The organism is Paracoccus alkenifer (assembly GCF_900108405.1).
Taxonomy (GTDB): Bacteria; Pseudomonadota; Alphaproteobacteria; order Rhodobacterales; family Rhodobacteraceae; genus Paracoccus; species Paracoccus alkenifer.
On record NZ_FNXG01000001.1, the window covers coordinates 643,667 to 667,936 of the forward strand.

At 67.6% G+C, this 24,270-nt stretch carries 25 protein-coding genes; 7 read left to right on the plus strand and 18 right to left on the minus strand.

Annotation, left to right across the window (positions count from 1 at the left end; translation table 11 throughout):
* The 4 genes from BLW83_RS03020 (at window position 1) to BLW83_RS03035 (ending at window position 4,646) form a co-directional block, all read left to right on the plus strand.
* Entirely contained in the window at window positions 1–2,310 is a 2,310-nt protein-coding gene (locus tag BLW83_RS03020; protein WP_090845362.1) for a hydantoinase B/oxoprolinase family protein, read from the plus strand.
* 60 nt (window positions 2,311–2,370) lie between these two features.
* Window positions 2,371–2,874, plus strand: coding sequence for an acetone carboxylase subunit gamma (locus BLW83_RS03025; RefSeq protein WP_090845364.1), 504 nt, complete (start codon window positions 2,371–2,373; stop codon window positions 2,872–2,874).
* Between the two features lie 128 nt (window positions 2,875–3,002).
* Window positions 3,003–3,422 (plus strand): hypothetical protein, encoded by a 420-nt coding sequence (locus BLW83_RS03030; protein WP_143042721.1) that lies wholly within the window; start codon window positions 3,003–3,005, stop codon window positions 3,420–3,422.
* A gap of 120 nt (window positions 3,423–3,542) precedes the next feature.
* Window positions 3,543–4,646, plus strand: a complete 1,104-nt coding sequence (locus tag BLW83_RS03035; protein WP_090845368.1) for an NADH:flavin oxidoreductase/NADH oxidase — start codon at window positions 3,543–3,545, stop codon at window positions 4,644–4,646.
* Between the two features lie 8 nt (window positions 4,647–4,654).
* Here the strand turns inward: BLW83_RS03035 and BLW83_RS03040 are convergent, their stop codons facing one another.
* From BLW83_RS03040 to BLW83_RS15650, 16 genes are all read right to left on the minus strand, one after another.
* Window positions 4,655–5,338, minus strand: a complete 684-nt coding sequence (locus BLW83_RS03040; RefSeq protein WP_090845370.1) for a class I SAM-dependent methyltransferase — start codon at window positions 5,336–5,338, stop codon at window positions 4,655–4,657.
* Window position 5,339: 1 nt separating this feature from the next.
* Window positions 5,340–6,146, minus strand: coding sequence for an HpcH/HpaI aldolase/citrate lyase family protein (locus BLW83_RS03045; RefSeq protein WP_090845372.1), 807 nt, complete (start codon window positions 6,144–6,146; stop codon window positions 5,340–5,342).
* Window positions 6,147–6,155: 9 nt separating this feature from the next.
* Window positions 6,156–7,331 carry an MFS transporter gene (locus BLW83_RS03050; protein ID WP_218139063.1) on the minus strand — a complete coding sequence of 392 codons (1,176 nt, stop codon included), beginning with the start codon at window positions 7,329–7,331 and terminating at the stop codon, window positions 6,156–6,158.
* A gap of 23 nt (window positions 7,332–7,354) precedes the next feature.
* On the minus strand, window positions 7,355–8,122 hold the full coding sequence (locus BLW83_RS03055) for a GntR family transcriptional regulator (RefSeq protein WP_090845376.1): 768 nt from the start codon (window positions 8,120–8,122) through the stop codon (window positions 7,355–7,357).
* A 15-nt stretch (window positions 8,123–8,137) separates the two neighbouring features.
* A complete protein-coding gene (locus tag BLW83_RS03060) occupies window positions 8,138–9,313 on the minus strand; it encodes a CaiB/BaiF CoA transferase family protein (protein WP_090845378.1) in 1,176 nt (391 codons plus the stop codon).
* Window positions 9,310–10,479, minus strand: a complete 1,170-nt coding sequence (locus tag BLW83_RS03065; RefSeq protein WP_090845380.1) for an acyl-CoA dehydrogenase family protein — start codon at window positions 10,477–10,479, stop codon at window positions 9,310–9,312. The genes BLW83_RS03060 and BLW83_RS03065 overlap by 4 nt, the downstream gene beginning before the upstream one ends.
* A gap of 1 nt (window position 10,480) precedes the next feature.
* Window positions 10,481–11,884, minus strand: coding sequence for an MmgE/PrpD family protein (locus tag BLW83_RS03070; protein ID WP_090845381.1), 1,404 nt, complete (start codon window positions 11,882–11,884; stop codon window positions 10,481–10,483).
* Between the two features lie 9 nt (window positions 11,885–11,893).
* Window positions 11,894–13,162: a TRAP transporter large permease gene (locus BLW83_RS03075; RefSeq protein WP_090845383.1), complete on the minus strand. Its 1,269-nt coding sequence runs from the start codon at window positions 13,160–13,162 to the stop codon at window positions 11,894–11,896.
* Window positions 13,159–13,764, minus strand: a complete 606-nt coding sequence (locus BLW83_RS03080) for a TRAP transporter small permease (RefSeq protein ID WP_218139064.1) — start codon at window positions 13,762–13,764, stop codon at window positions 13,159–13,161. Before BLW83_RS03080 ends, BLW83_RS03075 begins: the two co-directional genes overlap by 4 nt.
* Window positions 13,748–14,752, minus strand: coding sequence for a TRAP transporter substrate-binding protein DctP (gene dctP, locus BLW83_RS03085; RefSeq protein WP_218139065.1), 1,005 nt, complete (start codon window positions 14,750–14,752; stop codon window positions 13,748–13,750). Before dctP (BLW83_RS03085) ends, BLW83_RS03080 begins: the two co-directional genes overlap by 17 nt.
* Window positions 14,753–14,813: 61 nt before the next feature.
* Complete coding sequence (locus BLW83_RS03090; protein ID WP_090845387.1) at window positions 14,814–15,320, minus strand: MaoC family dehydratase; 507 nt, start codon at window positions 15,318–15,320, stop codon at window positions 14,814–14,816.
* Window positions 15,321–15,408: 88 nt separating this feature from the next.
* The gene (locus BLW83_RS03095) at window positions 15,409–16,779 is read right to left on the minus strand and encodes an amidase (protein ID WP_218139066.1); all 1,371 of its coding nucleotides are present in this window, start codon (window positions 16,777–16,779) and stop codon (window positions 15,409–15,411) included.
* Window positions 16,776–16,973, minus strand: coding sequence for a hypothetical protein (locus tag BLW83_RS03100; RefSeq protein WP_143042722.1), 198 nt, complete (start codon window positions 16,971–16,973; stop codon window positions 16,776–16,778). The genes BLW83_RS03095 and BLW83_RS03100 overlap by 4 nt, the downstream gene beginning before the upstream one ends.
* A gap of 32 nt (window positions 16,974–17,005) precedes the next feature.
* Window positions 17,006–18,025: a TRAP transporter substrate-binding protein DctP gene (dctP, locus tag BLW83_RS03105; RefSeq protein WP_177172468.1), complete on the minus strand. Its 1,020-nt coding sequence runs from the start codon at window positions 18,023–18,025 to the stop codon at window positions 17,006–17,008.
* A gap of 216 nt (window positions 18,026–18,241) precedes the next feature.
* Window positions 18,242–18,721: a sigma-70 family RNA polymerase sigma factor gene (locus BLW83_RS03110; protein ID WP_090845393.1), complete on the minus strand. Its 480-nt coding sequence runs from the start codon at window positions 18,719–18,721 to the stop codon at window positions 18,242–18,244.
* A gap of 122 nt (window positions 18,722–18,843) precedes the next feature.
* The gene (locus BLW83_RS15650) at window positions 18,844–19,020 is read right to left on the minus strand and encodes a hypothetical protein (protein WP_177172469.1); all 177 of its coding nucleotides are present in this window, start codon (window positions 19,018–19,020) and stop codon (window positions 18,844–18,846) included.
* 247 nt (window positions 19,021–19,267) lie between these two features.
* Between BLW83_RS15650 and BLW83_RS15800 the strand changes: the two genes are divergently transcribed.
* A complete protein-coding gene (locus BLW83_RS15800; protein ID WP_090845397.1) occupies window positions 19,268–19,783 on the plus strand; it encodes an SWFGD domain-containing protein in 516 nt (171 codons plus the stop codon).
* 202 nt (window positions 19,784–19,985) lie between these two features.
* Window positions 19,986–21,356 carry a hypothetical protein gene (locus BLW83_RS03125; RefSeq protein WP_090845399.1) on the plus strand — a complete coding sequence of 457 codons (1,371 nt, stop codon included), beginning with the start codon at window positions 19,986–19,988 and terminating at the stop codon, window positions 21,354–21,356.
* Between the two features lie 71 nt (window positions 21,357–21,427).
* Here the strand turns inward: BLW83_RS03125 and BLW83_RS03130 are convergent, their stop codons facing one another.
* Both BLW83_RS03130 and BLW83_RS03135 read right to left on the minus strand, forming a co-directional pair.
* Window positions 21,428–22,168 (minus strand): hypothetical protein, encoded by a 741-nt coding sequence (locus tag BLW83_RS03130; RefSeq protein WP_090845401.1) that lies wholly within the window; start codon window positions 22,166–22,168, stop codon window positions 21,428–21,430.
* A gap of 106 nt (window positions 22,169–22,274) precedes the next feature.
* Window positions 22,275–22,883, minus strand: a complete 609-nt coding sequence (locus tag BLW83_RS03135) for a cysteine hydrolase family protein (protein ID WP_090845403.1) — start codon at window positions 22,881–22,883, stop codon at window positions 22,275–22,277.
* 239 nt (window positions 22,884–23,122) lie between these two features.
* Here BLW83_RS03135 and BLW83_RS03140 point away from each other — a divergent pair, with 239 nt between their 5' ends.
* A complete protein-coding gene (locus BLW83_RS03140) occupies window positions 23,123–24,202 on the plus strand; it encodes a PAS domain-containing sensor histidine kinase (RefSeq protein WP_090845922.1) in 1,080 nt (359 codons plus the stop codon).
* Window positions 24,203–24,270: the final 68 nt, after the last annotated feature.

Consider the following 24,270-nt stretch of genomic DNA (forward strand, 5'->3'; position numbering starts at 1 on the left):
ATGAATATGCAAACAAAGGTCGAGGGCATCGTCCACGGCGGCGAGACCCTGAAACAGCACCGCGACCGGCTGATGGAGGCCACCCAGCGCACCGGCCATTATGCCGGCATCAAGACGCTGGAACTGCGCGACAGCGAGCCGATCCTGTATAACAAGCTGTTCTCGCGGCTGCGGGCGGGCGTGGTGGACGCCCGCGAGACCGCGAAAAAGATCGCGGCCAGCCCGATCGTGGAACAGGAAGGCGAGCTTTGCTTTACGCTGTATAACGCGGCGGGCGATGCGATCCTGACCTCGACGGGCATCATCATCCACGTCGGCACCATGGGCGCGGCGATCAAATACATGATCGAGAACGACTGGGAAACGAACCCCGGCATCCACGACAAGGACATCTTCTGCAACAACGACAGCCTGATCGGCAACGTCCACCCCTGCGACATCCACACCATCGTGCCGCTGTTCCACGAAGGAAAGCTGATCGGCTGGGTGGGCGGCGTGACCCACGTCATCGACACCGGCTCGGTCGGGCCGGGGTCCATGTCCACGGGGCAGGTGCAGCGGTTCGGCGACGGCTATTCGATCACCTGCCGCAAGATCGGCACCAACGACACGCTGCTGCGCGACTGGCTGCATGAAAGCCAGCGGATGGTGCGCACCACGCGCTACTGGATGCTGGACGAACGCACCCGCATCGCCGGCTGCCACATGATCCGCAAGCTGGTCGAGCAGGTGATCGCGGATGAGGGCATCGAATCCTATCTGAAATTCGCCTATGAATCGGTCGAACACGGCCGGCAGGGCCTGCAAGCCCGCATCAAGGCGATGACCATCCCCGGCACCTATCGCCAGGTCGGCTTTGTCGACGTGCCCTATGACCACGAGGACGTGCGGGTTCCGTCGGACTTTGCCAAGGTCGACACGATCATGCACACGCCGTCCGAGATGACGATCCGCCCGGACGGGACATGGCGGCTGGATTTCGAGGGGTCGTCCCGCTGGGGCTGGCACACCTACAACGCCCATGCGGTCAGCTTTACCAGCGGCATCTGGGTGATGATGACCCAGACGCTGATCCCGACCGAGATGATCAACGACGGCGCCGCCTATGGGACCGAATTCCGGCTGCCCAAGGGCACATGGATGAACCCCGACGACCGGCGCGTCGCCTTCAGCTACAGCTGGCATTTCCTGGTCAGCTCGTGGACCTCGCTGTGGCGCGGGCTGTCGCGCAGCTACTTCGGCCGCGGCTATCTGGAGGAGGTCAACGCCGGCAACGCCAACACCTCGAACTGGCTGCAAGGGGGCGGGTTCAACCAGTATGACGAAGTCCATGCGGTGAACTCGTTCGAATGCGCGGCAAACGGGGTCGGCGCCTCGGCGATCAACGACGGTATCAGCCACGCCGCCGCCATCTGGAACCCCGAAGGCGACATGGGCGACATGGAGATCTGGGAGCTGGCCGAGCCCCTGATCTATCTGGGCCGCGAGATCAAGGCATCCTCGGGCGGCGCGGGCAAATACCGCGGCGGCTGCGGGTTCCAGTCGCTGCGGATGGTCTGGAACGCCAAGGACTGGACCATGTTCTTTATGGGCAACGGCAACATCAGTTCCGACTGGGGGCTGATGGGCGGCTATCCGGCGGCGTCGGGCTATCGCTTCGAGGCGCATGACACCAACCTGAAAGAGATCATCGAGCAGGGCGGCGAAATCCCGCATGGCGGCGACACCGATCCGGAAAACCCGGTCTGGGACAGCCTGATCCCCGACGCCAGGATCAAGCGCGACAAGCAGGCGATCACTACCGAAACGATGTTCAAGGACTATGATCTCTACCTGAACTACATGCGCGGCGGCCCCGGCTTTGGCGACCCGCTGGACCGCGAACCCCAGCGCGTGGCCGACGACGTGAACGGCGGCTATCTGCTGGAACGCTTTGCCGCCTCGGTCTATGGTGTCAGGCTGGTCAAGGGCGCGGACGGGCTGTTCGGCTGCGACGTGGCGGGAACGGATGCGCTGCGCGCGCAGATCCGCAAGGATCGGCTGGCCCGCGCGGTTCCGACCCGCGACTGGATGGCCCGCGAACGCGAACGCATCCTGGCCAAGGACGCCGGCGTCCATGTCCAGCAGATGTTCGCCGCCAGCTTCAAGCTGGGGCCGAAGTTCGAGGAAAGCTTCCGCAAGTTCTGGGATCTGCCCGAGGACTGGCAGCTGCTGGAGGCCGACCTGCCGATCCCGTCCTACGGGCGCGAATACTCGATGGACATCTCGGAACTGCCCGATGTCCGCACGGTAAAGTTCGTCGACGAGTGATGTCCGCGTGCCGCCCCCAATGCGGCGGGCGGCACGCCATTGACCCCGAAAGGAAATCCAATGGCCTACACGAAAAACAAGATCAAGGATCTGGTGGACGGCACCATCGACCGCGACACCCTGCACACCATGCTGTCCACCCCCAAGGACAAGGAGCGGTTCGAGATCTATCTGGAAATCCTGCAAGAGCAGGTTCCGTGGGACGACCGCATCATCCTGCCGCTTGGCCCCAAGCTGTTCATCGTCCAGCGCAAGTCGGACAGGAAATGGGTGGTAAAAAGCCTGGCCGGGCATGAGTTCTGCGACTGGCGCGAGAACTGGAAACTGCACGCGGTGATGCATGTGCGCGAAACCCAGGCCGAGATGGAGCAGCTTTATCCCCGGCTCATGGCCCCCACCACCAGCTGGCAGGTGATCCGCGAATATTACTGCCCGCTGTCCGGCGACCTGCTGGATGTCGAGGCACCCACCCCGTGGTATCCGGTGATCCACGATTTCGAGCCTGACATCGACAGTTTCTATCAGGACTGGCTGGGGCTAGAGCTGCCCGAACGCGCCGCCTGAACCGCCTGCCCTTGCCCAACGCCGCGCCCGGTTTGTGCCGGGCGCGGCTGTTTCATGCCGGCCCTGCCCGTGCCGGTTGACCTGCCCGCCCGATTTCGCCACCCTGCCCGCGGAAAAACACGAACGAGGTGAATAACATGCGGGTCGTCGCAGCAGCCGCCATCGCCATGCTGACCGCGCTGCCGGCCAGCGCCGACACACGGGGTTTCATCGGGTTCCACTGGACCTTCGACAGCTTCGGCTCGACGCCCGAGGCCGCGCTGGGGATCGCGCGGGTGCGGCTGGATTCCGACGGGGATGCGCGGGGCGCGAAAGCCTCGGTCCACCTGCCGCTGTCGGACGGGCTGACCTTTGGCAAGGCCAAGCTGGTCGGGGTCCGCGGCAAAAGCGACCGGATGATCGAGGCCGGGCTGGGCTGGTCGGCCGAGACCGGCTCGGTCCTTGGCACGGCGGGGCTGTGGGCGCCCTATGTGGATGCGGGGCTGGATTTCGACCTGTCCGGGGTGCAGGGCTATGGCGGGATCAACAGCCTCAAGAAATGGGACTAGCGCCGGCCTGACGCCTCGCACCGCCCCGACGCCGGCGGCCTGACGGTCCCGCGCCACCCGCGGCCGCCTGCCCGCCCCCTCGCCCACTACCCGCCCCCGCCCTCGCCTCAAGGAGAGTCCATGTCCCCCCGCCTGTTCACCCCCGTCGCAGTCGGCGGACTGCGGCTTTCCAACCGCATCGTCATCGCGCCGATGTGCCAGTATTCGGCCGAGGACGGCTGCACCACCGACTGGCACCTGATCCACCTTGGCCAGCTGGCGCTGTCCGGCGCGGCGCTGCTGACCATCGAGGCCACCGCCGTCCTGCCCGAGGGCCGCATCTCATACGCTGATATCGGACTGTGGGACGACCGCACGGAATCGGCACTGGCCCGAACGCTTGAGGGCGTGCGCCGCTGGTCCGACATGCCCATCGCCATCCAGCTGGCCCACGCCGGGCGCAAGGCCGCGACCGACCTGCCGTGGCTGGGGGGCCGGCAGATCGCGCCCGATCATCCGAACGGCTGGCAGACCGTCGCCCCCAGCGCCGCAGCGTTCCAGAACGGCGAAAACCCGCCCCACGCGCTGGACCGCGCCGGGCTTTCGCGGGTGCGCGACGCCTTTGCCGCCGCCGCCGCGCGCGCCGGGCGGCTGGGGCTGGACGCGGTGCAGATCCACGCGGCCCACGGCTATCTGCTGCATGAATTCCTGTCGCCGCTGTCGAACCTGCGCGACGACGATTATGGCGGCAGCCTGGAAAACCGGATGCGCTTTCCGCTTGAGGTGTTCGATTCCATCCGCGCCGCCTTTCCGGCCGAGCGCCCGGTCTCGGTCCGCGTCTCGGGCACCGATTGGGTCGAGGGGGGCTGGGACATCGCCCAGACGGTGGCCTTTGCGCAGGCGCTGGAATCGCGGGGCTGCGCTGCGATCCATGTGTCCAGCGGCGGGCTGGACCCGCGCCAGCAGATCCCGGTCGGGCCGGGCTATCAGGTGCCGCTGGCCCGCGCCGTGAAACAGGCGGTGGGCATCCCGGTGGTCGCGGTCGGGCTGATCACCGGCTACGATCAGGCCGAGGCCATCGTCGCCACCGGCGACGCCGATCTGGTCGCGCTGGCACGCACGGTGCTTTACGATCCGCGCTGGCCCTGGCACGCCGCCGCGCATCTGGGCGCCAGCGTCAAGGCCGCGCCGCAATATCTGCGCTGCCAGCCCCGGCAGTTCCGCCAGCTGTTCGATCCGGCCTGAACCCGCCGCTAGGGCCTGCGCGCCAGCGTCAGCCGCATCAGCCGCTCGAACTGCCCGCCACGCGGGGCTGCGATGCGGTCCCACGCCTGCCGCACCTGATCCAGCAGCGCGCCTTCGACCGGCTGCGGCAGGTCGGGCAGATGCAGCATCCGGCGGTCGAAATCGGCGAAATCGGCAAAGCCGATCCGGGTGCGGAACAGCCGCTCGTCGACGAACTCAAGCGTGCCCTCGGCGATGATGCGGTGCAGGGCGGCCAAGGCCGCGGCGCGCTGGGGCTGTTCGTCGTGAAACAGCCGCATGATGTCGTTGAGGGGGCCGGCAAAGACCGGCTCCCAGCAGAACAGCAGCCCGCCGGGGCGCAGCACGCGGGCGACCTCGCGCAGCCCGGCCTCCATCCCGGCGATTGGCACATGATGCAGCGATTTCAGCATCAGCACCGCGTCGAAAGCGGCATCGGCAAGGGGCAGCGCCTCGGCCCGGCCCTCGATCGCGGTCACGGCGGCGTCGATGACGGGGGCGGCGCTCACCTCGACCGCCGTCACCCGCGCGCCGGCCTCGGCCAGACGGCGGGCCATGGCACCGTCGCCGCAGCCCAGATCCAGCAGATCCGCCCCCGCGACCGGCAGAGCGCGGCGGATCAGGTCAAGCTCATCCGTGACCAGCGACGGCGCAAGATCGGGGGCCGAGGCCATCTCAGCCCCCCGCAAGCATACGGCGGGCACGCTCGGCCACGGGGCGGTCGATCAGCTTGCCGTCCAGCCGGATCGCGCCGGCCGCGCCGGCGGCATCGGCGGCGGCCACGATGGCGCGGGCGCGGGCCAGTTCTGCCGGGGTCGGGGCCAGCCCCTCATGCACGGGGGCAATCTGGCGCGGGTGGATGCACAGCTTGCCACCGAACCCCAGCGCCCGGCTTTGCGCCACATCCGCGGCGGTGCGGGCCGGGTCGTCCAGATCCACCGTCACCCCGTCGATGGGCGCGGCGATCCCGGCGGCGGCCGAGGCCAGCACCAGCCGCGAACGCGCATACAGCATCGCCCGGTCGGGGTCGTCGTCGGGCAACCCCGCGTCCAGCTGGAAATCGACCGAGCCAAAGGCCAGCTGGATCACCCGCGGCGCCCGCGCCAGTTCCAGCGCGTTCCAGATCCCCAGCGCGGTTTCGGCCAGCGGGATCAGCCCCGCCCCGCCATGCAGCCGCGCGGCGAGCTGCGCCAGCGTCTCGGCCGTTTCCGCCTTGGGCAGCATCGCGGCGGCCAGCGCGGGGCTGTCGAGCAGCGACAGGTCGCCTTGAAACCATTCGGTGCCTGCCGCATTCAGGCGCACCCCCACCCGGCCGCCCGAATGGCCCTGCAAAAAGATGCGGAGATGATCGCGGGCGGCAACCTTGGCCTCGGGCTGCACGGCATCCTCAAGGTCGAGGATCACCAGATCAGCCCCCGCCGCCAGCGCCTTGGCAAAGCGGTCGGGACGGTCGGCGGGCACGAACAGGCAGGATCGGAACATGACTTTCCCTCAGTTGGCGACAAGACGCGGGCGGGTCAGCCCGATATAGGCGGCCACCGCCAGGGTGATGACGGCCACCGCGCCAAAGGCCACCGCAAAGCTGCCGGTCGCGCCGATGATACCCGCAAGCGCCGGCGGGACGGTCACCACGCCGAAATAGGTAAAGAACAGCGTGCCACCGGTCAGCATCCCCGCCATTCCGGGCGGAGAAAGCCGCGCGACCTCGGCCAGATAGACCCCGTTCCAGCCGATGGCGGTCGCACCCGAGGCGATGGCGATCACCAGCACCGCCCCCAGCGCCCAGTCGGGGCCGGTCATCGCATAGCCGGCCATGCAGGCGGCCATGATCAGCCCCAGAAAGCTCAGCAGCACCCGGGGCGGGACATGGCGGTCGGCCAGCCAGCCCCACAGCAGCCGCCCGACCACGCCCGCGCCTTGGGCAAAGGCCATGACGACGCCGGCCAGCAGAAACTCCATGCGGTAAACCTCGGTCAGCCAGATCACCATATAGGTGGTCACGGTCAGCTGCACCGCGCTGTAAAAGAACGAACACAGGGCGATGTCGCGCAGCGGCGGGCGTTCAAGGATCATCCGCAACGGCTCGAACACGCCGCGGCGGCGGGACGGCGCCTGCGCCCGCCTGTCGTCGGCCGAGGCGCCGTCAAGCGCGCCCCGCACCGGCTGGCTCAGCGCCGCCATGACCGCGCACAGCCCTGCGACCACCACCAGCGCCTGTTGCCAGCCCCAGCCGGACACGAGCGAGGGCACGGTCAGCCCCGCCATCGCGCCCCCCAGCGGCACGCCGGTCTGCTTGAGCGAAAAGGTCAGCCCCATCCGGTGCGGCGGCGTCGTGCGCGCCAGCAGATGCGAACTTGAGGGCGTGACCGGCCCATAGCCCAGCCCGATCACCAGCGCGCCCAGCCCCATCACCGCCAGCATCCCGCTGGCCGCCAGCAGCAGCCCCGCCGCGCAAAGCAGCAAGCAGATCTGGCTGACCCGCACCGGCCCCAGCCGGTCGATCAGCGCCCCCGAGATCAGCGACGATCCCATCGCCCCCGCATACACCAGCCCGATGAACACCCCCGCCAGCTTGGCCGGATAGCCGGTGTCGGCGGCGGCCTCGGGCGCCAGCACCGGCACGGTCAGCGCCGCCATCGACGCCAGCGCCTGGATGGCCAGCGTCACGAACAGGGGTGTCAGGGCAGATCTCAATTCTCGGACTCACCGGTGGGCCGCAGCCGCAGCGTGCTGGCATAGCTGAAACGATCGGCGGGATGGATGTTCGAGGCGACCTCGAACAGCTCGCCGCTGCTGGAATAGTATTTGCGCACCAGCCGCAGCCCCGGGCTGCCCGGCGCCACCCCCAGCCGCTTTGCCTGCGCCGCGGTCAGCGCGAGCGCCGAGATTTCCTGCCGCACCTCGCGCACCTCGACGCCGAAGCGGCGCTCGATCAGCGCATAGATCGCGGCGTCGGGGCGGTTCGTGTCCTCAAGGGCGGCGCGGTAGCTGGCGGCGACGTGGATCTCGGCCAGGCCGATCGATTCCCCCTCGTTGCGCACGAAACGTTCGCCCTGCAACCGCAGCCATTTCTGGCCGGGCGGGCATTCGAGAAACGCCGCCAGCGCCCCGTCGGCGACGATTTCTTCCTGTGAATCGATGCGCAGCGCGACTTCGTGGGCGTAGCGGAACAGATCCGACAGCCCCTCGGCGGTCAGCGCATAATGGTTGACGGGGCGTTGCGCGCGCACGCGCGTGCCGACGCCGGCCTGCGCCGACACCAGCCCCAGATCGGTCAGCCGCCGTATCGCCTCGCGCACGGTATGGCGGCTGACGTTGAATTGCTGGCCCAGCTCGGCCTCGGTCGGCAACAGCGACCCCACCCCGTGCCGCCCGGTTTCGATGTCGTGCATCAGGGCCTGCGCCACGATCATGTAGCGGGGCTGGCGGGCGGACAGTCGGGGATGAGGTGAGGACATGGCAGGGCCTTTGTTCTACCGGCGCGCGCTGCGCCTGTCGTCTGGGCGTTCGAGGCTTTGCAGGATGTCCAGGGTATCGGCCCCCAGTCGCGGCGCCGGGCGGGCGGGCAGCGTCTCGCCGGGGATGCGGATCGGGCAGGCAAGGGTCTTGATCGTTCCGCGCACCGGATGGGGGACCTCTGTGATGAACTCCTGCTCTTTGACATACGGGTTATCCAGTGCCTGCGCCACGTCATAGACCGGCGCGGCCGGCACCTTGCCGCCAAAGGCGCGCATCCATTCCGCAGTGGTGCGGGTCGACAGCACCTCGTCCAGCTCATCGGTCAGCTGCGCGCGGTTTTCCAGCCTGGCCTTGAAATCGGCATAGCGGGGGTCGTCTGCCCATTCCGGCCGTCCGATGGCCTGCGCCAGCACCGGCCAGAATTTTTCCTTGTTGCACATGATGAAGATCCAGCCGTCGCCGGTCCGGTATAGCTGGCTGGGCGTCAGCGAGGGGTGGGACGAGCGCGGCAGCCGTTCCGTCTTGACGCCGTCGTTCATATACCATGTGCCCAGATAGGACAGGTTGTGCAGCGCGACCTCGAACAGGCAGGTGTCGATGTCGCGTCCCTGCCCCGTCGCCCGTGCACCGAGGATCGCCGACACCGTGGCCAGCGCCGCCATGGTCCCGGTCATCATGTCGATGATCGAGATGCCGAACCGCGCGGGCGGCCCGTCCGGCTCTCCGGTCAGCGACAGATAGCCGGCTTCGGCCTGCGCCAGATAGTCATAGCCCGGCCACGCCTTGCGCGGCCCCTCGCGCCCATAGGCCGACAGATGCGCGCAGACCAGCGCCGGGTTCACGTCCTTGAGCGCGTCATAGGTCACGCCCAGCCGTTCCGGCAGATCGCCGCGCAGGTTGTTGAACACGGCATCGCTGCGGGCGGCCAGCTTGCGCAGCACCTCTTGGCCCTCGTCCGATTTCAGATCCAGCGTCAGCGAGCGCTTGTTGCGGTTGAAGGATTGAAAGAAATGGCTGTCGCCCGGCTCGAAGAAATGCGGCCCGACATGGCGGCCCACGTCGCCGCCGTCGGCCGGATTCTCGATCTTGATGACCTCGGCGCCCAGGTCGGCAAGATGCTGGGTGCCGAACGGCCCCGCGCCATATTGCTCGACCGAGATGATGCGGACACCGTCCAGAGGCAGGGTCATACCGGGTTCCTTTCGATCAGCTGCCGCGCGATGATGATGCGCTGCATCTCGTTGGTGCCTTCGCCGATGGTCAGCAGGGGCGCATCGCGATACAGGCGCTCGACGTTGTATTCCTTGGAGTAGCCGTAGCCGCCGTGGATGCGCATGGCCTCGGTGGCGTTTTCCAGCGCCGCCTCGGTAGCGAAATATTTCGCCATGCCCGCCTCCATGTCGCAGCGCTCGCCGCGGTCATAGGCACGGGCAGCGCTTTCGACCAGCAGCCGCGCGGCCTCGACCCGCGTGGCCATTTCGCCCAGCTTCAGCTGGATTGCCTGATGTTCGCAGATCGGCTTGCCGAAGGTCTTGCGGATCTGGGAATAGGCGGTGGCTTCGTCCAGCGCCGCCTGCGCCACGCCGACGCCGCGGGCGGCGACGTTGATGCGGCCCAGTTCAAGCCCCGACAGGATCTGTTGCAGGCCGCGCCCCTCGACCCCGCCGATCAGGCGGTCGGCGGGCACCCGGTAATCCTGAAACAGCAGCTCGCAGGTGTCGATGCCGCGATAGCCCAGTTTTTCCAGCTTGCGCGTAACCTGGAAACCCGGGCCCTTTTCGGCCAGCAGCAGGCTCATCCCGCGATGGCGCGGCTGCGCGTCGGGGTCGGTCTTGACCAGCAGGGCGATGCAGTTGCCCTGCCCCGAATTGGTGATCCAGGTCTTGGCCCCGTTGACGACGTAATCCTCGCCGTCCTTGCGCGCCACGGTTCGGATCGCTTGCAGGTCGGTGCCGGCGTCGGGTTCGGTCAGGCCGATGCCGCCGCGCAGCTCTCCGGTCGCGAAGCGCGGCAGGAACAGCGATTTCTGCGCCTGCGTGCCGTGGCGCTGCACCGCCGAGGCCATGATGAGATGCGAGTTGATGATGCCCGACAGCGACATCCAGGTGCGCGAGATACGGGTGATGATCCGCGCATAGGTCGCAGTCGACAGCCCCAGCCCGCCGTAATCTTCCGAGATGATGCAGCCGAACAGGCCCATCTCTTTCATCTTCTCGACGATCTCGGCGGGATAGATGTCGTCGTGGTCCAGCTTGCGGACATGGGGCGCGACCTCGGTTTCAAGGAAGCGGTCCAGCATGTCCAGGATCATGGCTTCCTGTTCGTGGTCCTGCGGCGTCATTGCGTTCTCCTGCATCTCAGTTGCCCGCCAGCAGCGCGGCGAAATCCTGCGCGTTGCCGATGTCGTCCAGCGACAGCACCGCGTCCTCGACCCGCGACAGGGCCGAGGCGGACAGCGCCATTGCGGCGTTTTCGCGGAACTTGGTGGTGATGTCCCCGGCGCTGAGCGGCCGGTCGGACGAGCCGCGGTTGATTTCCTCGCGGTGGCGCAATTCGCGCCCGTCCTTCAGCCGCACGATCACCTCGCCCGAATAGTATTTCGGGAAGGGCGCGTCGGGGTCGATCTCGTAATCCACCTTGTGCGCCAGAGCGAGCGTTTCTGGATCGTTCAGCGCCTCGGGTTCCAGCTCGCGCAGGCCGAAGCGGCCGTGGCGGATGCCGGATGCCACCGCGAAGGGGATCGAGAATTGCGCGTCATAGCTGTTCTGCGGGCGCTTCTTGGTGGCGACGGGTTCGCAGACGGTCTTGACCACCTCGGCCGGGATCAGCGCGCGGATGCTGTCGATCATGTCGGCGGTCAGCCCGTGGCTTTCGCGCAGGATCACCGCGGCGTCGGCGCTGGCATGGGTGAAATGGCACGCCGGCAGCGGCTTGACGGCGACATTTGCGACCTCCCACGTCTCGCCCAGCGCTTCGGTCGCCAGCGACAGGTCGCAGTTCTCGGCCAGCGGACCCAGATGGCTGGCATAAAGGCCGAAACGCCCCTCATACGCCGCCTTGGGGCCGACAAAGCCGTTGCGGGCCAGCGCGGCGGCGGTGATGCCCTGCGCGCCAGCGATGCCGGGGTGGATACGCTTGGTCCAGGCACCGTCCTGCAGGAATTCAAGGCTGCCCGAGGCCAGCGACAGCGCGATCCCTTGCGCTGAGGCCAGTTGATCCTCGGTCAGGTCGCGCATCCGCCCGGCGATCAGCGTCGCGGCAAAGATGCCGATCAGCCCGGTCGGGTGAAAGCCGGTCTGGTGGAACCCGCCCTTGGCCACCGATCCCAGCCGCGTCGCGACCTCCATCCCCGCGATATAGGCGGTGACCAGGTCGTGCCCGCTGGCGCCAAGGTCGTCGCCCATCCCCAGCGCGGTGGGCAGACAGCTGGCGGTGGCGTGGATCACGCCGCGGGTGTGGGTATCGTCGTAATCCAGCCCGTGGATCAGGAACCCGTTCATCGTCACCGCATCGCGCAGCGCCAGATGCGTGCCGTAGCCGATCACCGGGGACGGCCCCTCGCCGAATTCGCGCAGCGCGTTCAGGGTGCGGTGAGAAAAATCGTATTGCGTCGAGGCAAGCGCGATCCCCACCGCGTCGAGGATCAGATAGCGGGCGCGTTCGCGCACCTCGGCAGGGATGGCGTCCCCGTCCAGCGTGCCGGCAAAGGCGGCAAGCCTGCGGGCGATCAGGGTGTCGGTCTGGGAGGAATTATCAAGCATCACGGCCTCTTATCGGACAAGCGCAAGCGAGATTGCGGGGATATAGGTGATCAGCATCAGCCCGGTCAGCCGCACTACAAAGAACGGCAGCACGCCCCGGGCGACCTCGTGGACAGGCAGGCGGGCGATGCCGCTGATGACGAACAGATTCAGCCCGATAGGCGGGGTCAGCGTCGCGATTTCCACGTTTGCCACCATGATGACGGCGAAATGTATCGGGTCGATGCCCAGCGACTGCGCCAGCGGGAACAGCAGCGGCGCGGTCAGCACGATCAGCGCGATCCCGTCCAGAAACATGCCCAGGATCAGCAGGATCAGGTTGACCGCCAGCAGGAACATCCACGGCTGCATGTTCAGGTCGGAAATCATCTGCACCAGACTGGCCGACACGCCCATCCGCGCCATGACGAACCCGACCAGCGAGCCGCCCATCACCACGGCAAAGATCATGGTGGTCTGCAACACGGATTCCCGCGCCACCGCCCAGAAATCGCTGACGCCGATCGAGCGATAGACCAGCAGCCCCAGCAGCGCAGCATAGGCCGCGGCCAGCGCCGACACCTCGGTCGGGGTCATGAAACCGCTGTAGATCGAGCCGATCACCAGCACCGGCATCAGCAGCGCCGGGAATGCGGCGGGAAAACGGGTGCGGAAGCCTTTCCAGTCGGGGCGCGCGGCCTTGACGCCGTAATTGCCGCGCCGGACCATGACGCTGACGCCGATCATCAGCAGCGCGGCCTCCATCAGGCCGGGCAGGATGCCGGCCATGAACAGCCGGTCCACCGGCAGCCCGACGATCGAGCCGATGAGGATGAAACCCAGCGACGGCGGGATCATCAGCCCCAGCGTGCCGCCCACCGCGACGATGGCGGCGGAAAACCGCGCCGGATACTGCTCGCGCCGCAGCGCCGAGACAGTGGACGAACCAATCGCCGCCGCCGAGCCGACCGACGAGCCGGACACTGCGGCAAAGAACACGCTGGTGATCAGCACCGTCTGTGCCAGCCCGCCGCGGATGGCGCGCACGATCGAGCCGACCAGTTCGACCATCAACTCGGCGATGCGGCCGCGCATCATCAGGTTGCCGGCCAACACGAACATCGGGATCGCCATCAGCGAATAGCTGTTGACCGACTTGAACGCGGTCTGCGCGATCACGGTCGAGGGCACTCCGTCGATGCTGAGCACCAGCAGCGCGGTCACCAGCCCCAGCGCCACCGCGACATGGGTGCCGATGGCCAGGAACAGCAAGGTAAGGACAAGCGCGACAAGGATCACAGCAGCGGCCCTTTCATGTCAGAGAGCAGCTCGGGGTCCGCATCCGCCACCTGATAGGGATCGCGGCCGGACAGCGCATCGCGCAGGGCGCCAAGGTAATAGCCGCCCATCAGGACCGCCCCCAGCGGCATCGCCAGAAACAGCAGCCACATCGGCAGGTCCAGGTTCGATTCCGTCAGCATCCCCATCGACCGATACCGCAGCACCTGCGGGATCGAGGCATAAAGCAGCACCCCCGAAAACAGCACGCCCAGTGCCGTGGTTGCGATGTTGGCGGCCTGTCGCAACCGGGGGGAAAGCCGCTCGACCAGCATCTCGGTGCGGATCATGTGGCCTGCCCGGCCGGCGGCCCCCAACGTCAGGAAGAACGCCCAGATCATCAGGTAGCGCACGGATTCCTCGGCCCAGAAATAGCTGTGCGACAGGGTCGAGCGGCTGATGGATTCCATCAGCATGATGCCGGTGGCCATCAGCGCAAGGCCGGTGGCGAGGTTCAACAGCAGCCTGCGCTCGACCAGCGCCCACAGACCCGGACGCGGCGGCCCGGCGTCGTGGACGGGCCCTTGCGGGCCCGTTCCGGTCGGATCACTCGGAGAGACCACAGCTCGCCTCCAGCTCGTCAAGCGCGGCCATTACCTCGCCATGGGTGGTGCGGAAGCTTTCGTTTTCCTTGGTGACCAGGTCTTTCCAACGGGCCATTTCGGCGTCATCGGCGATGTTGATATTGGCGCCGGCCTCGGTCATCCGCTCAAGCAGCTTTTCGTCGGCGGCCTTGGCCTCGGTCCATTCGCGGGCGATGATCTCGTCCAGCGTCTCGGTGATGGCGGCCTGCTGATCCGCAGGCAACGCCTCGAACCAGCCGTTGTCCACGACCACCGCATAGGTCGACAGCGACAGCCCGGGCACATACCACGCCTGGTCGCCGGACATGCCGATCATCTCGGCCCAGCCGGCTGGCGACGAAAACACCCCGTCGATGGCGCCCTGCGACATCGCCGTGCTCATTTCCGACGCCGCCATGGACACGCCGCTGATGCCAAGGCTGTCCATCAGGTTCAGAAACACCCGCCCGCCGGTGACACGGACCTTGGCGCCCTTGAGATCGTCCATGTTCCGGACTTCGCGCCCGTTGAAGATGAACAGCAGGTCGGCGGTGCGCAGCAGCCCCAGCACACGCAGGTTGCGCGGCTCGACCTGCGCAGAAATCAGCTTGGTCAGCCCTTGCGAAAAACAGGCGTTCCCCATCATCTCGTCAGTGATGGCAAAGGGCAGGTTCAGGATGCCGGTTGCGGGGGCGATGGTTTCCAGACGGACCGACACCGGCCACACCATATGCACCGCGCCGGTTCCCAGCGCCGCAAGCGCATCCTGATCGTTGTAGATCTGCCCGGCCGGAAACACCTTGACGTCGATTTCGCCGCCGGTCCGTTCCCCGACTGCCTGCGCGAATTCGTTCATGTAGTCGGTTTTCCAGTGGGTCGCGGCGACCTCGCTGGGCAAGACCAGATCCGCGGCCCGGGCCGCACCGGCGGCGCCCAGCGCAAAAATGGTCGAGGCAAGCATCGCTGCCATGGTGTGTCTGACGTTCATCTTTTTCCTCCCCGATGAAGCCGCGCATCTCCTCCGATGGGCGGCACAGCCTGTGCGGGCATCAATAGCCCGCGTTCTCGTCGATATTTCCCGCCCGCTTCTGGATCAGGGCCGAGCGCTCAAAGCTCATGAAGACGGTGCCGTCGGCCTTGATGCCAGTGGTCTTGACCGTCACGATGCCGGCATTCGGCCGCGACCTGGATTCGCGCTTGTCCAGCACCTCGGATTTCGAATAAATCGTGTCGCCCGGGAAAACCGGGGCGGTCAGGGAGATTTCTTTCCATCCCAGATTGGCGATGGCCTTGCCCGAGACATCAGGCACCGTCATCCCCAGCACGATGGCCAGCGTCAGCCCGCTGTTGACCAGCGGCCGCCCGAATTCGGATTTGGCGGCATAGGCGCTGTCGCAATGCATCGGGTGCAGGTTCATCGTCATCAGCGAGAAATTGATGTTGTCGCTTTCGGTGATGGTGCGCCCGGGACGATGTTCATAGATGTCGCCGACCTCGAAATCTTCGTAATAACGGCCGATTTCCCCACGGTAGTGCTGATTTCCGATGGTTTTCACGTAGCTTTCCCTTTTTCTGCCCCGGCTCGAATCCGGTTTGTCCGGACATTCTCATAAATCCGTATGTCCGGTCAATATCGAATCGCTGCTACCCGAGGGTTTCGGGCCGCAGGCGGTTGAACCCTGTTTCGGTCTCGAAGCCGTGGCCCAGCCGCAGCAGCAGCGGCTCTTGCCGCGGGGCTGCGATCAGCTGGACGGCCATCGGCACGCCGGCGCAATCCAGCCCCGATGGCGTCACCAGCCCCGGCAGCCCCAGATAGTTGAGCGGCCTGGTAAAGGCGGTTATCGCGGCGAGATTGCGACGCATGGCATCGCCCGAATTTGCCTCGACCTCGGCGGCAAGCGGCACCGGCCGGCGCATCGCCGGCACCAGCAGCGCGTCACACGCCGCCAGCGGCCCCGACAGCATGTCGTCCAGCGCAAGGCTGCGCAGGCGACGGGCACGGACGTAATCCACCGCGCTGGTCGCCAGCCCCTGCATCAGCCGCGCGCGCGCCTGTTCGGGCAGCGCGCCCGTGCCCGATTGCAGCGCCGGCAGGTGCAGGGCCGCGGCCTCGGGTTTCCAGATCGCGTCGGCCAGATCGGCATAGGCGCTGTGATCGGGCACATCGACCGGCACCAGCGTGGCGCCCAGGGCGCAAAACACCTTGGCGGCGCGATCGAAATTCGCCTGCACCTCGGGATGCAGATCGTCGCAATAATAGCTTGTGGGCAGCCCCAGCCGCAGCCCGCGCAGATCCTGCGCCACCGCGGCCTCGTGCCCCGGGCGGGCCAGCACATCCATCATCCGCGCCAGATCCCGGCTGGAACGCGCGACCGGGCCGGGGCAATCCAGACTTTCCGACAGCCCCATCACCTCGTCCAGCGACAGCAGCCCCTGCGTCGGCTTCAACCCAACCACGCCGCAGCAGGCCGCGGGCAGCCGCACCGATCCCCCGGTGTCCGAGCCCAGCGCGCCATAAGCCAGCCGCGCCGCCACCGCCGCGCCCGACCCCGAGGAGCTGCCGCCGGTGATCCGATCCGGCGCGAACGGGTTGCGGCAGCGGCCGAAATCGGGGTTGTGCCCGGTCGGCCCCATGGCAAAGGCCGCCATGTTCAGCCGCGCGAAACTGACCGCCCCGGCCTCGTCGAGGCGCCCGAGCAGCGGCGAGGTCGCCTGCATCCGATGCCCCTTGCGGGCGGCCACCCCATAGGTCGAGACCTCGCCCGCGCGGTGGAACATGTCCTTGTGCGCCAGCGGCACCCCGTGCAGGATCCCGCGCCGGTGGGCGGGCAGCGCGTCCAGCGCCCGGGCCTCGGCCAGCGCCCGCTCGGGTTCGGTGGCGATCACCGCGTTGATGGCGCCGTCGCGGCGCGCCACCGCAGCCAGCGCAGCCTCGAGCAGTTCGACGGCGCCGATCTTTCCGCTGCGCGCGGCATCCGCGGCCTCGCAGAGGGTCAGCTCCAGCGGATCGCTCATCTTCCCTCTCCTTGCAGCAGGGCGTCGAAACCGGCCATCCGCACATCGGCCAGCGCCACGTCGCGCGCCGCCTGCGCGACCGCCGCGGACCCGCGCGTCATCTCGGCGATCAACCAGCGCGCCTCGGCATCGGAAAGGGCGACCCCATGCACCGCCCGCGCATAGGCGGCCCCCATTGCCGGGGTAAGGGGCATCAATGCCCCCGCCCCGGTCGCGTCAGATCCGCTCATTTGAACGGCGCGATGGCGGTCTGGAATTCTTCCCAGGCCTCGGGATATTTCGCGCGCCAATCGGCGGTGATCGCATCGGCGGCATCGACGAATGCCTGCCGTCGCGCGCCTTCGATGGTTGCAAAGCTGCCGCCTTTCCCGATCATCTGGTCCAGTGCCTGCTGGTCCAGCGCCTTGGACCGCGCCCAGTCGTCATGGACGAATTCGGCCATGGCGGTTTCGATGGCGGTGCGCGCATCCGCGGGCAGCGATTGCAGCCACTGGTCATCCACCAGAATCGCATAGGTGACAAGATTCAGCCCCGGCACCAGCGTGCCGTAAGGGACCGCATTGGTGCCCGCCATTTCCCAGCCCCCGGCCGAGGTCAGCGCCCCGTCGATCGCGCCTTGCGAAAGCGCCGGTCCCATTTCCGGTGCCGGCAGCGCCACCGAGCTGGCGCCGAACCCGCCCAGCAGGTCCAGCAGAACCCGTCCGCCGGTGGCACGGATCTTCATCCCGCGCAGGTCGGACATCTCCTCCAGATGCTTGTGGCGGGTCAGGAAAAACAGGTCCGCCGTGCGTGCGATGCCCATCACCCGGATACCGCGCGGGGCCATGTATTTTTGCAGGTAGCCGGCGACGGCCTCGGGCGCGCCCGGCTTGGCCATCATCGCGTCGTCGATCGCAAACGGCAGGCTAAGCACCCCGGCCTCGGGCGCGATGGTTTCCAGCCGCACGGCGACCGGCCAGACCATGTGCACCGCCCCCGTCCCCAGCGCGGCCATGGCGTCCTGATCGTTGTAAAGCGTCCCGGCGTGAAAGACCTTGGGCTTGACCGCTCCTCCGGTCGCCTCCTCCAGAGTCACCGCCAACTGGTCCAGCACGCCCGTGGTCCAGTGCGAGGTCGCCAGCTCGTCGGTGATCACCATCTCGACCTGAGCCTGCGCGGCAGCTGGCACCACCGCGGCCGCTGTGACAAAGGCGCATCCCATCAAGGCCGACTGCAAGGCAGCGCGGCGGGTAACAAATGCGGACATCCCATCCTCCATACATCCGGACATTTGGATAAAGCCGATCCGCCGATTCGAGCAAGGGAAAACTGCGGCGCGAGCCACGGCACAGCTTGGGCAAGTGCCGGAATAAGCGAAAATATTCGGGACGACCGCCTGAATATCAGAATATTTTTTCGCCTTTTCACGCGGGTAACGCGGGGCCGAGGGTCCGCCGGGTCGGGCCGCCGCGGCCTGCCCGGGCTACAGCGCCGGCTCCAGCGCGTTGTGCAGCAGGTGGCGGGCGCGGTTCACGCGGCTCTTGATGGTGCCGATGTCGCAGTCAAGGATGCGGGCGGCGTCCAGATAGGTTTCACCCAGTGCGCCGACCAGCACGATCGCCTCGCGGTAATGTGCAGGCATCTCGCGTAGCGCGGCCTGCATTTCCCGCGCCTGCATGTGCCAGTCCTGCCCGGGTTTTACCGCCGCCTTGATCGACCCCGACACACATTCCGCCGCCCCCGTCCGCTCGCGCGCGGATTTGCGGCAGTTGGTCAGGAAACGGTTGCGCATGATGGTGAACAGCCATGCGCGCATGTTGGTCCCCTGCTGATAGCGGTGGACGTTCTCGATCGCGCGCAGCAGGGTTTCCTGCACCAGATCCTCGGCGTCAGGGACCGACCGGCACAGCGCGCGCGAATAGGCGCGAAGCGCCGGAATATATCCGAGTATGTCGTCCGACATCGACGCTCCTCTGCATTCCCGATGGTGGGGATCCCGGCGGTGTGGGGGACCAATGCAGCGGGGCGGATGCGGTTCCGGGTGAAATCAACTTGTGAACGCGCCGGGCGGAAACCGGCCGGGGTTCACGATGCGTCCTCGCCCTCGTCACGCAGGCGGGCCTGCGCAAGCGCCAGCTCAAGCTGGTGCGCAAGCTCGCGCAGTCGGGGCGAAATCGGTTCTTTCGCGGTCTGCGCCAGCAGTTCGGACAAGGCCCTGTCCAGTTCGGGATCGACCAGCGGGCCGCTGTCGCTGTTGGCCATCGGGGACTCCATGTTTGGTCTTGGCAGGGGCAGTCTAGTCCAAGCGGCGCGCCATAACAGCACATGGAACGCAGATTTTCCGCAACTGTGACCCGCAGCCGGGGGCGCGCCCGCTGCCGGCCCGGTTTGCGCCGCAAGAATCCCGCCCCTTCGACCGCGCGCCGCCGCGCCCGGGAACAATCGCGACCGCTTGCGGTTGTCGGCCCCCGGCCATCGCCGATGGCCCAGCATGATACAGGAGAACACCATGGCAGACCAATGGAGGGACGAGCAGCGCCGCCACCGGGACGAGGATCGCCCCCGCGCATACGGGGGATCGCGGCCAAGCCGCCATGGCGAAGGGCCGCGCCCGGACCATGGGCGTGACGACTACGGTCCCGGGGCTTACGGCGCGCAGGGCGGGTCTTTTCGCCGCAACTACGGCGAATCCGGCGACCCCAGCTATGGCCGCAGCTATCCGCGCGACTATGCCGGCGGCTATTCCGCGCGCCCGGTGCGGGATGCGGATTACGGCTCGGGCTATCGCGGCTATCGGGATCGCGACCGGGACCGGAATCGCGACCGGGGCTGGGCAGATTACCGCGCCGAGGACCGCGGCTGGATCGAGAGGGCGGGCGACGAGGTCGCCTCGTGGTTCGGCGACGACGATGCCGAGCGCCGGCGCCACATGGACGACCTGCGCGACGAAGGCCGCAGCCGCAGCGACTATTATTCCCGCGCGGTGTTTGACCGCACGGGCGGGCGGTATCGCCGCGACTGGTAGGCGCGGCTGAACGGCCGGCTGGTCCCGGCCCCATGATTGCAGGCCGGATCGCGACAGGGCGGTCCGGCCTTTTGCGCAGTCGCGTCCCCGGCAGCGCGCGCCACCTGCGGAAAAAATGCCACGCCCCGGACAGCGCCGGTTTTCTTCTGGAACATTTGCCGCCGCTGCCGGTTCACAGCCCCCACAGCATGGAGGCGACCATATGGCACGCGAAGCAGAGCCATCCGGAAAGACTGCGAAGGATGGCGATCAGCCGGACAACGGCACCGCGCAGGCGAACACGCCCCAGACCGGCGCGACCCCAAGCGGCGGCACCCAGACCGGCGCACGGGCCGCTGCCGCCACGCAGGGCAACGCCTCGGCGCGGGGCGCGGATCAGGGCCGAAACGATACGGACACCGATGCTGACGCCGATACCGATACTGATACCGACGACCGCAACGACGGCTTTGGCCAGTTGCGCGCGCATCACCAGAAGCTGCGCGCCCTGCTGGGCGAGGCATCGGGCCTGACCGACGAGGACGGCGCAGACGAGCTGCTGGACCGACTGTCGGACGCATGGGCACGCCACGCCGAGGCCCACGCGGTGCTTTACGACTGCGCGACCGACGCCGGTTTGCAGGAATTTCCCGCCCTGACCGAGACCGCCATCGACGGCGATCTGGTCTCGTTCCTGCTGCGGTCAAGCTGGGCGCTGGACGGGCCCTTGGCGCTGGCCGCGCTGCGGGTGGCCGCAAGGCTGATCGGAGAGATCATCGAACGCGAGGAAAAGCCCCGCAGCGGGCTGCTTGCAAAGGCAAAGGCGGCCGGGGTCGACCCGGTGGCCCTGGGCAGGGATCTAGGTGCCTGCCTGACCGCCCCGTCGCGACGGGGCGGCGAACTGACGCCGCGTGTGCGGCACCTAACTGCAATTCAGGAGGACATCATGCCGAGGAATTCCAACATGCCTGACCGCGACGAATACGGACGTTTTGTCAGCGATGACGATCGTGGTGGCCGGGGCCGCAGCTCGGGCCGGTATGACAACGACCGGGAACGCGACAGCCGCGGCCGCTTCGTCAGCGACGATGACCACCGGGGCGGGCGCTCGCGGTCGTCCAGCCGCGACGATGACGACGACCGCCGCTATTCGCGCGGCCGCGATGATGATCGCAGCTATTCGCGGTCCTCGCGCCGGGACGACGACGACGATCGCGGTTATTCGCGCGACCGCGGTCAGGGCGGCTGGTTCGGCGATTCCCGCGGCCATTCCGAGGCCGCGCGTCTGGGCTGGGAACACCGCCGCGATGATGACGACGATGATTACGGCCGCGGCCGCTCGCGCTCGTCGCGCCGCGACGACGACGACGACCGCCGCTATTCGCGCGGCCGCGACGATGATCGCGGCTATTCGCGGTCCTCTTCTTCGCGCCGGGATGACGACGACGACCGCGGTTATTCGCGCGACCGCGGTCAGGGCGGCTGGTTCGGCGATTCCCGCGGCCATTCCGAGGCCGCGCGTCTGGGCTGGGAACATCGCCGCGATGACGATGACGACGACGACCGCCGCTATGGGCGCGGCGGCCGGCGCTGACACCGCGCCGCAGACGCAAGCAAAAGGGGGCCGCGAGGCCCCCTTTTTCCGTGCCCTGCCCAAGGGCGCGATCAGCTGGGGCGCGACAGCTTCTGCCGGATCCAGATACGTTCGATCAGCATGACCAGCAGCGCCCCGATTTCGGTGTCGGATCCCAGCGCGGGCACATATTCCAGCGCCTGCACCATCGCATCCTCCAGCAGGGCGTCGGCAAGCGCGCCATCTTGCACCAGCACCCGCGCCATCGCCCGCAGCCGGGGAAGCATCTCGGTCACCGACAGGTCGGGGGTCGCATGCAGCCCCGACCGGACGATCGCGACATGCAGCAGCACGGCCGAGGCCAGCGCCTCGGGGCCGTCGGATGTATCGGTGCAGATGCCGGTCGGATAATGTTCAAGGCAGCGTTCGGGATGCTCGGTAAAGATGACCACCGGAATGTCCAGCAAGCAAAGCTGCCGCGCCAAGGGGTCGGGATCACCCAGATTGACCACGGCCGCGTCGATTTCATCTTTCAGCGCGGGCCGCGGCGTCGGCCACAGCGCGGACCCCGGTGTCGGCCCCGTCACAGGGCCAAGCCCGTCGCCGCCCCACCCGCGCCTGATGCGCGGCGCGGGCGCGGGCGGGTGCGTGCCCTTATCCACGGCCAGGCAATCCACCCGGGCGCCGGCCTCGCGCAGATAGCCCGCCAGAGGGCAGCTGGCGGGGCGACCGTCCTCCCACAGTGCCAGCCGCAGCCCGGAAAGATCCGACGAGCGATAGAAATGGCCGATTCCCGCGGGAATGACGCAAATGGGCCGGTTCCGGTCGGTCATCGCCGCGCTCCGTCGCTTGTGCCCGAGGCGGGGTCCGGGCGGCCCCGCCCCCCTCTGGCGCTGGTTTCCAGACCCCGGCACGGGCTGGCGGATGCCTTGGCGTTCCTCATCTTGACCAGCTGTCGAGGATCAGGGCCAGAGGCGCCGTCTCGATCTGCTGGGACAGCCGGCTGCGAAACAGGGTCATCGCCGCGTCATGGCCGGGATCGGCCGATGAACAGACCGCGTCGCTGACCAGCACAACCCGGTAACCCAGATCCACCGCCCCCATGACGGTGGCCAGCACGCAGACGTCCGTTTCTCCGCCCGTGATGACCAGCGTGTCGATGCCGGCGCCCCGCAGGAACCGGTGCAGCCGCCCGTCGTGCCAGGGCGAATAGACGGGCTTGTCAAAGACATGGGCGGGCGGCACATGGCGCGCCAGCTCGGGCAGCAGTTCCAGCCAGGCCGGGTCCAGCCGCTCGCGCAGCATCTGCGGCCATTGCGCGTAATACCGCGCCCAGGCGCCGCCCGCAGCCTGCATGTCGGGCGGAGGAATAAACCGCGTGAACACCGCGCGCCGCGGCCGCCGGGCCACCAGATCGGCGACCATCGGCCGGATCTTTTCGATCCACGGGATTTCCCATGCCGAGCCGGCGGCGAACAGTCTTTGCATGTCGATGCAAAGATGCGCGGCCTCATCGCCGAGGGAACCGAATCTCAGGCTGTCCTGCATGGTCGTCCGCAATATCGGGGCTACAACAGGACGAACCGGAAAGCGCGGGGTTTCGTTCCGGCCGCGGCGGAATCCTGCCGCCAGCCAGCCCCGGCAACTGATATTTTTATAGTTCTGGCCCTTGGGTTACTGCGCTATCATCACCCCATCCCGGTCAAATCGCACAGATCGCGACGCGCGCTGCCGCCGATACGGGGTTGTGGGTGCAGCGGTGGCCGGGGCTTTCGGACGAGGGGCGGATGGCCGATTTGCATTTTCTGGACGGCGGTGGCGAGATGGCGCGGCTTATCCGGGCCAGGGACTGGTCCACGCATGAGCTGGGCCCGCCCGAAGGCTGGCCGCTCGCGCTCAAGGTCACGCTGGGTCTGGCGCTGAACTCGAAATTCCCCAAATGCCTGGTCTGGGGACCGGGGATGGTAATGCTGCCGAACGACGCGTTCCGCCCGATCCTTGGTGACAAGGGCGAGGTGCTGGGCCGCAGCTTTGCCGAGGTCTGGGCCGAGGTCTGGGATGAAATCGGCCCGATCGCCGAACGCGCCTATGCCGGCGAGCCGACGTTTGTTCAGGATTTCCCCCTGACCATCGACCGCTACGGCTATCCCGAGCCGTGTCATTTCACCTTTTGCTACAGCCCGATCCGCGACGAGAACGGCATCGTGCGCGGGATGATGGACACGGTGATCGAAACCACCGGCACGGTCGAGACCGCCCGCCAGCTCGAACTGCGCAACAGCGAGCTGGCGCACCGGATCAAGAACACGCTGGCGGTGGTTTCAGCCATCGTGAACCAGACGGTGCAAAGCCACCACGGGCACGAAGCCGGCGTCCATCTGCGCCAACGTATCGGCGCGCTGGCGCAGGCGCAGTCGCTGCTGACCCGCACGCCCCTGCAACACGCCGACATGGGCCATGTGATCCACGAGGCGCTCAAGCCCTTTCGCACCGGGCAGGGCCGCTTTCGGATCGAGGGGCCAAAGCTGCGCGTCAGCGCCAAACAGGCCCTGACGCTGGCGCTGGCCGTCAACGAGCTGGCGACCAATGCGCTGAAATACGGCGCGCTGTCGACGCCGCAAGGGCGGATCGACCTGCGCTGGACCGCCGGCCGCCCCGACAGCGAGGACGCGTTCGAACTGGTCTGGACCGAAAGCGGCGGCCCCCCGCCCCGGCCCGGTCACCGCAAGGGCTTCGGCTCGCTGATCATCGAAGAGGTTCTGCCCGAGGATTTCATGGGCGAAAGCACGATTACCCGCAACAGCGGCGGCTTGTGCTGCCGGCTGCAAACGCAGATGCGCCATCTGGGGGGCGGCGGCGGCGACTGACGCGGGCGCCGGTTGAAACCGGTTGCCCGCCGGGGCCGCGCTGCCCGGGCAAGGCCGCGCGCCCGGCC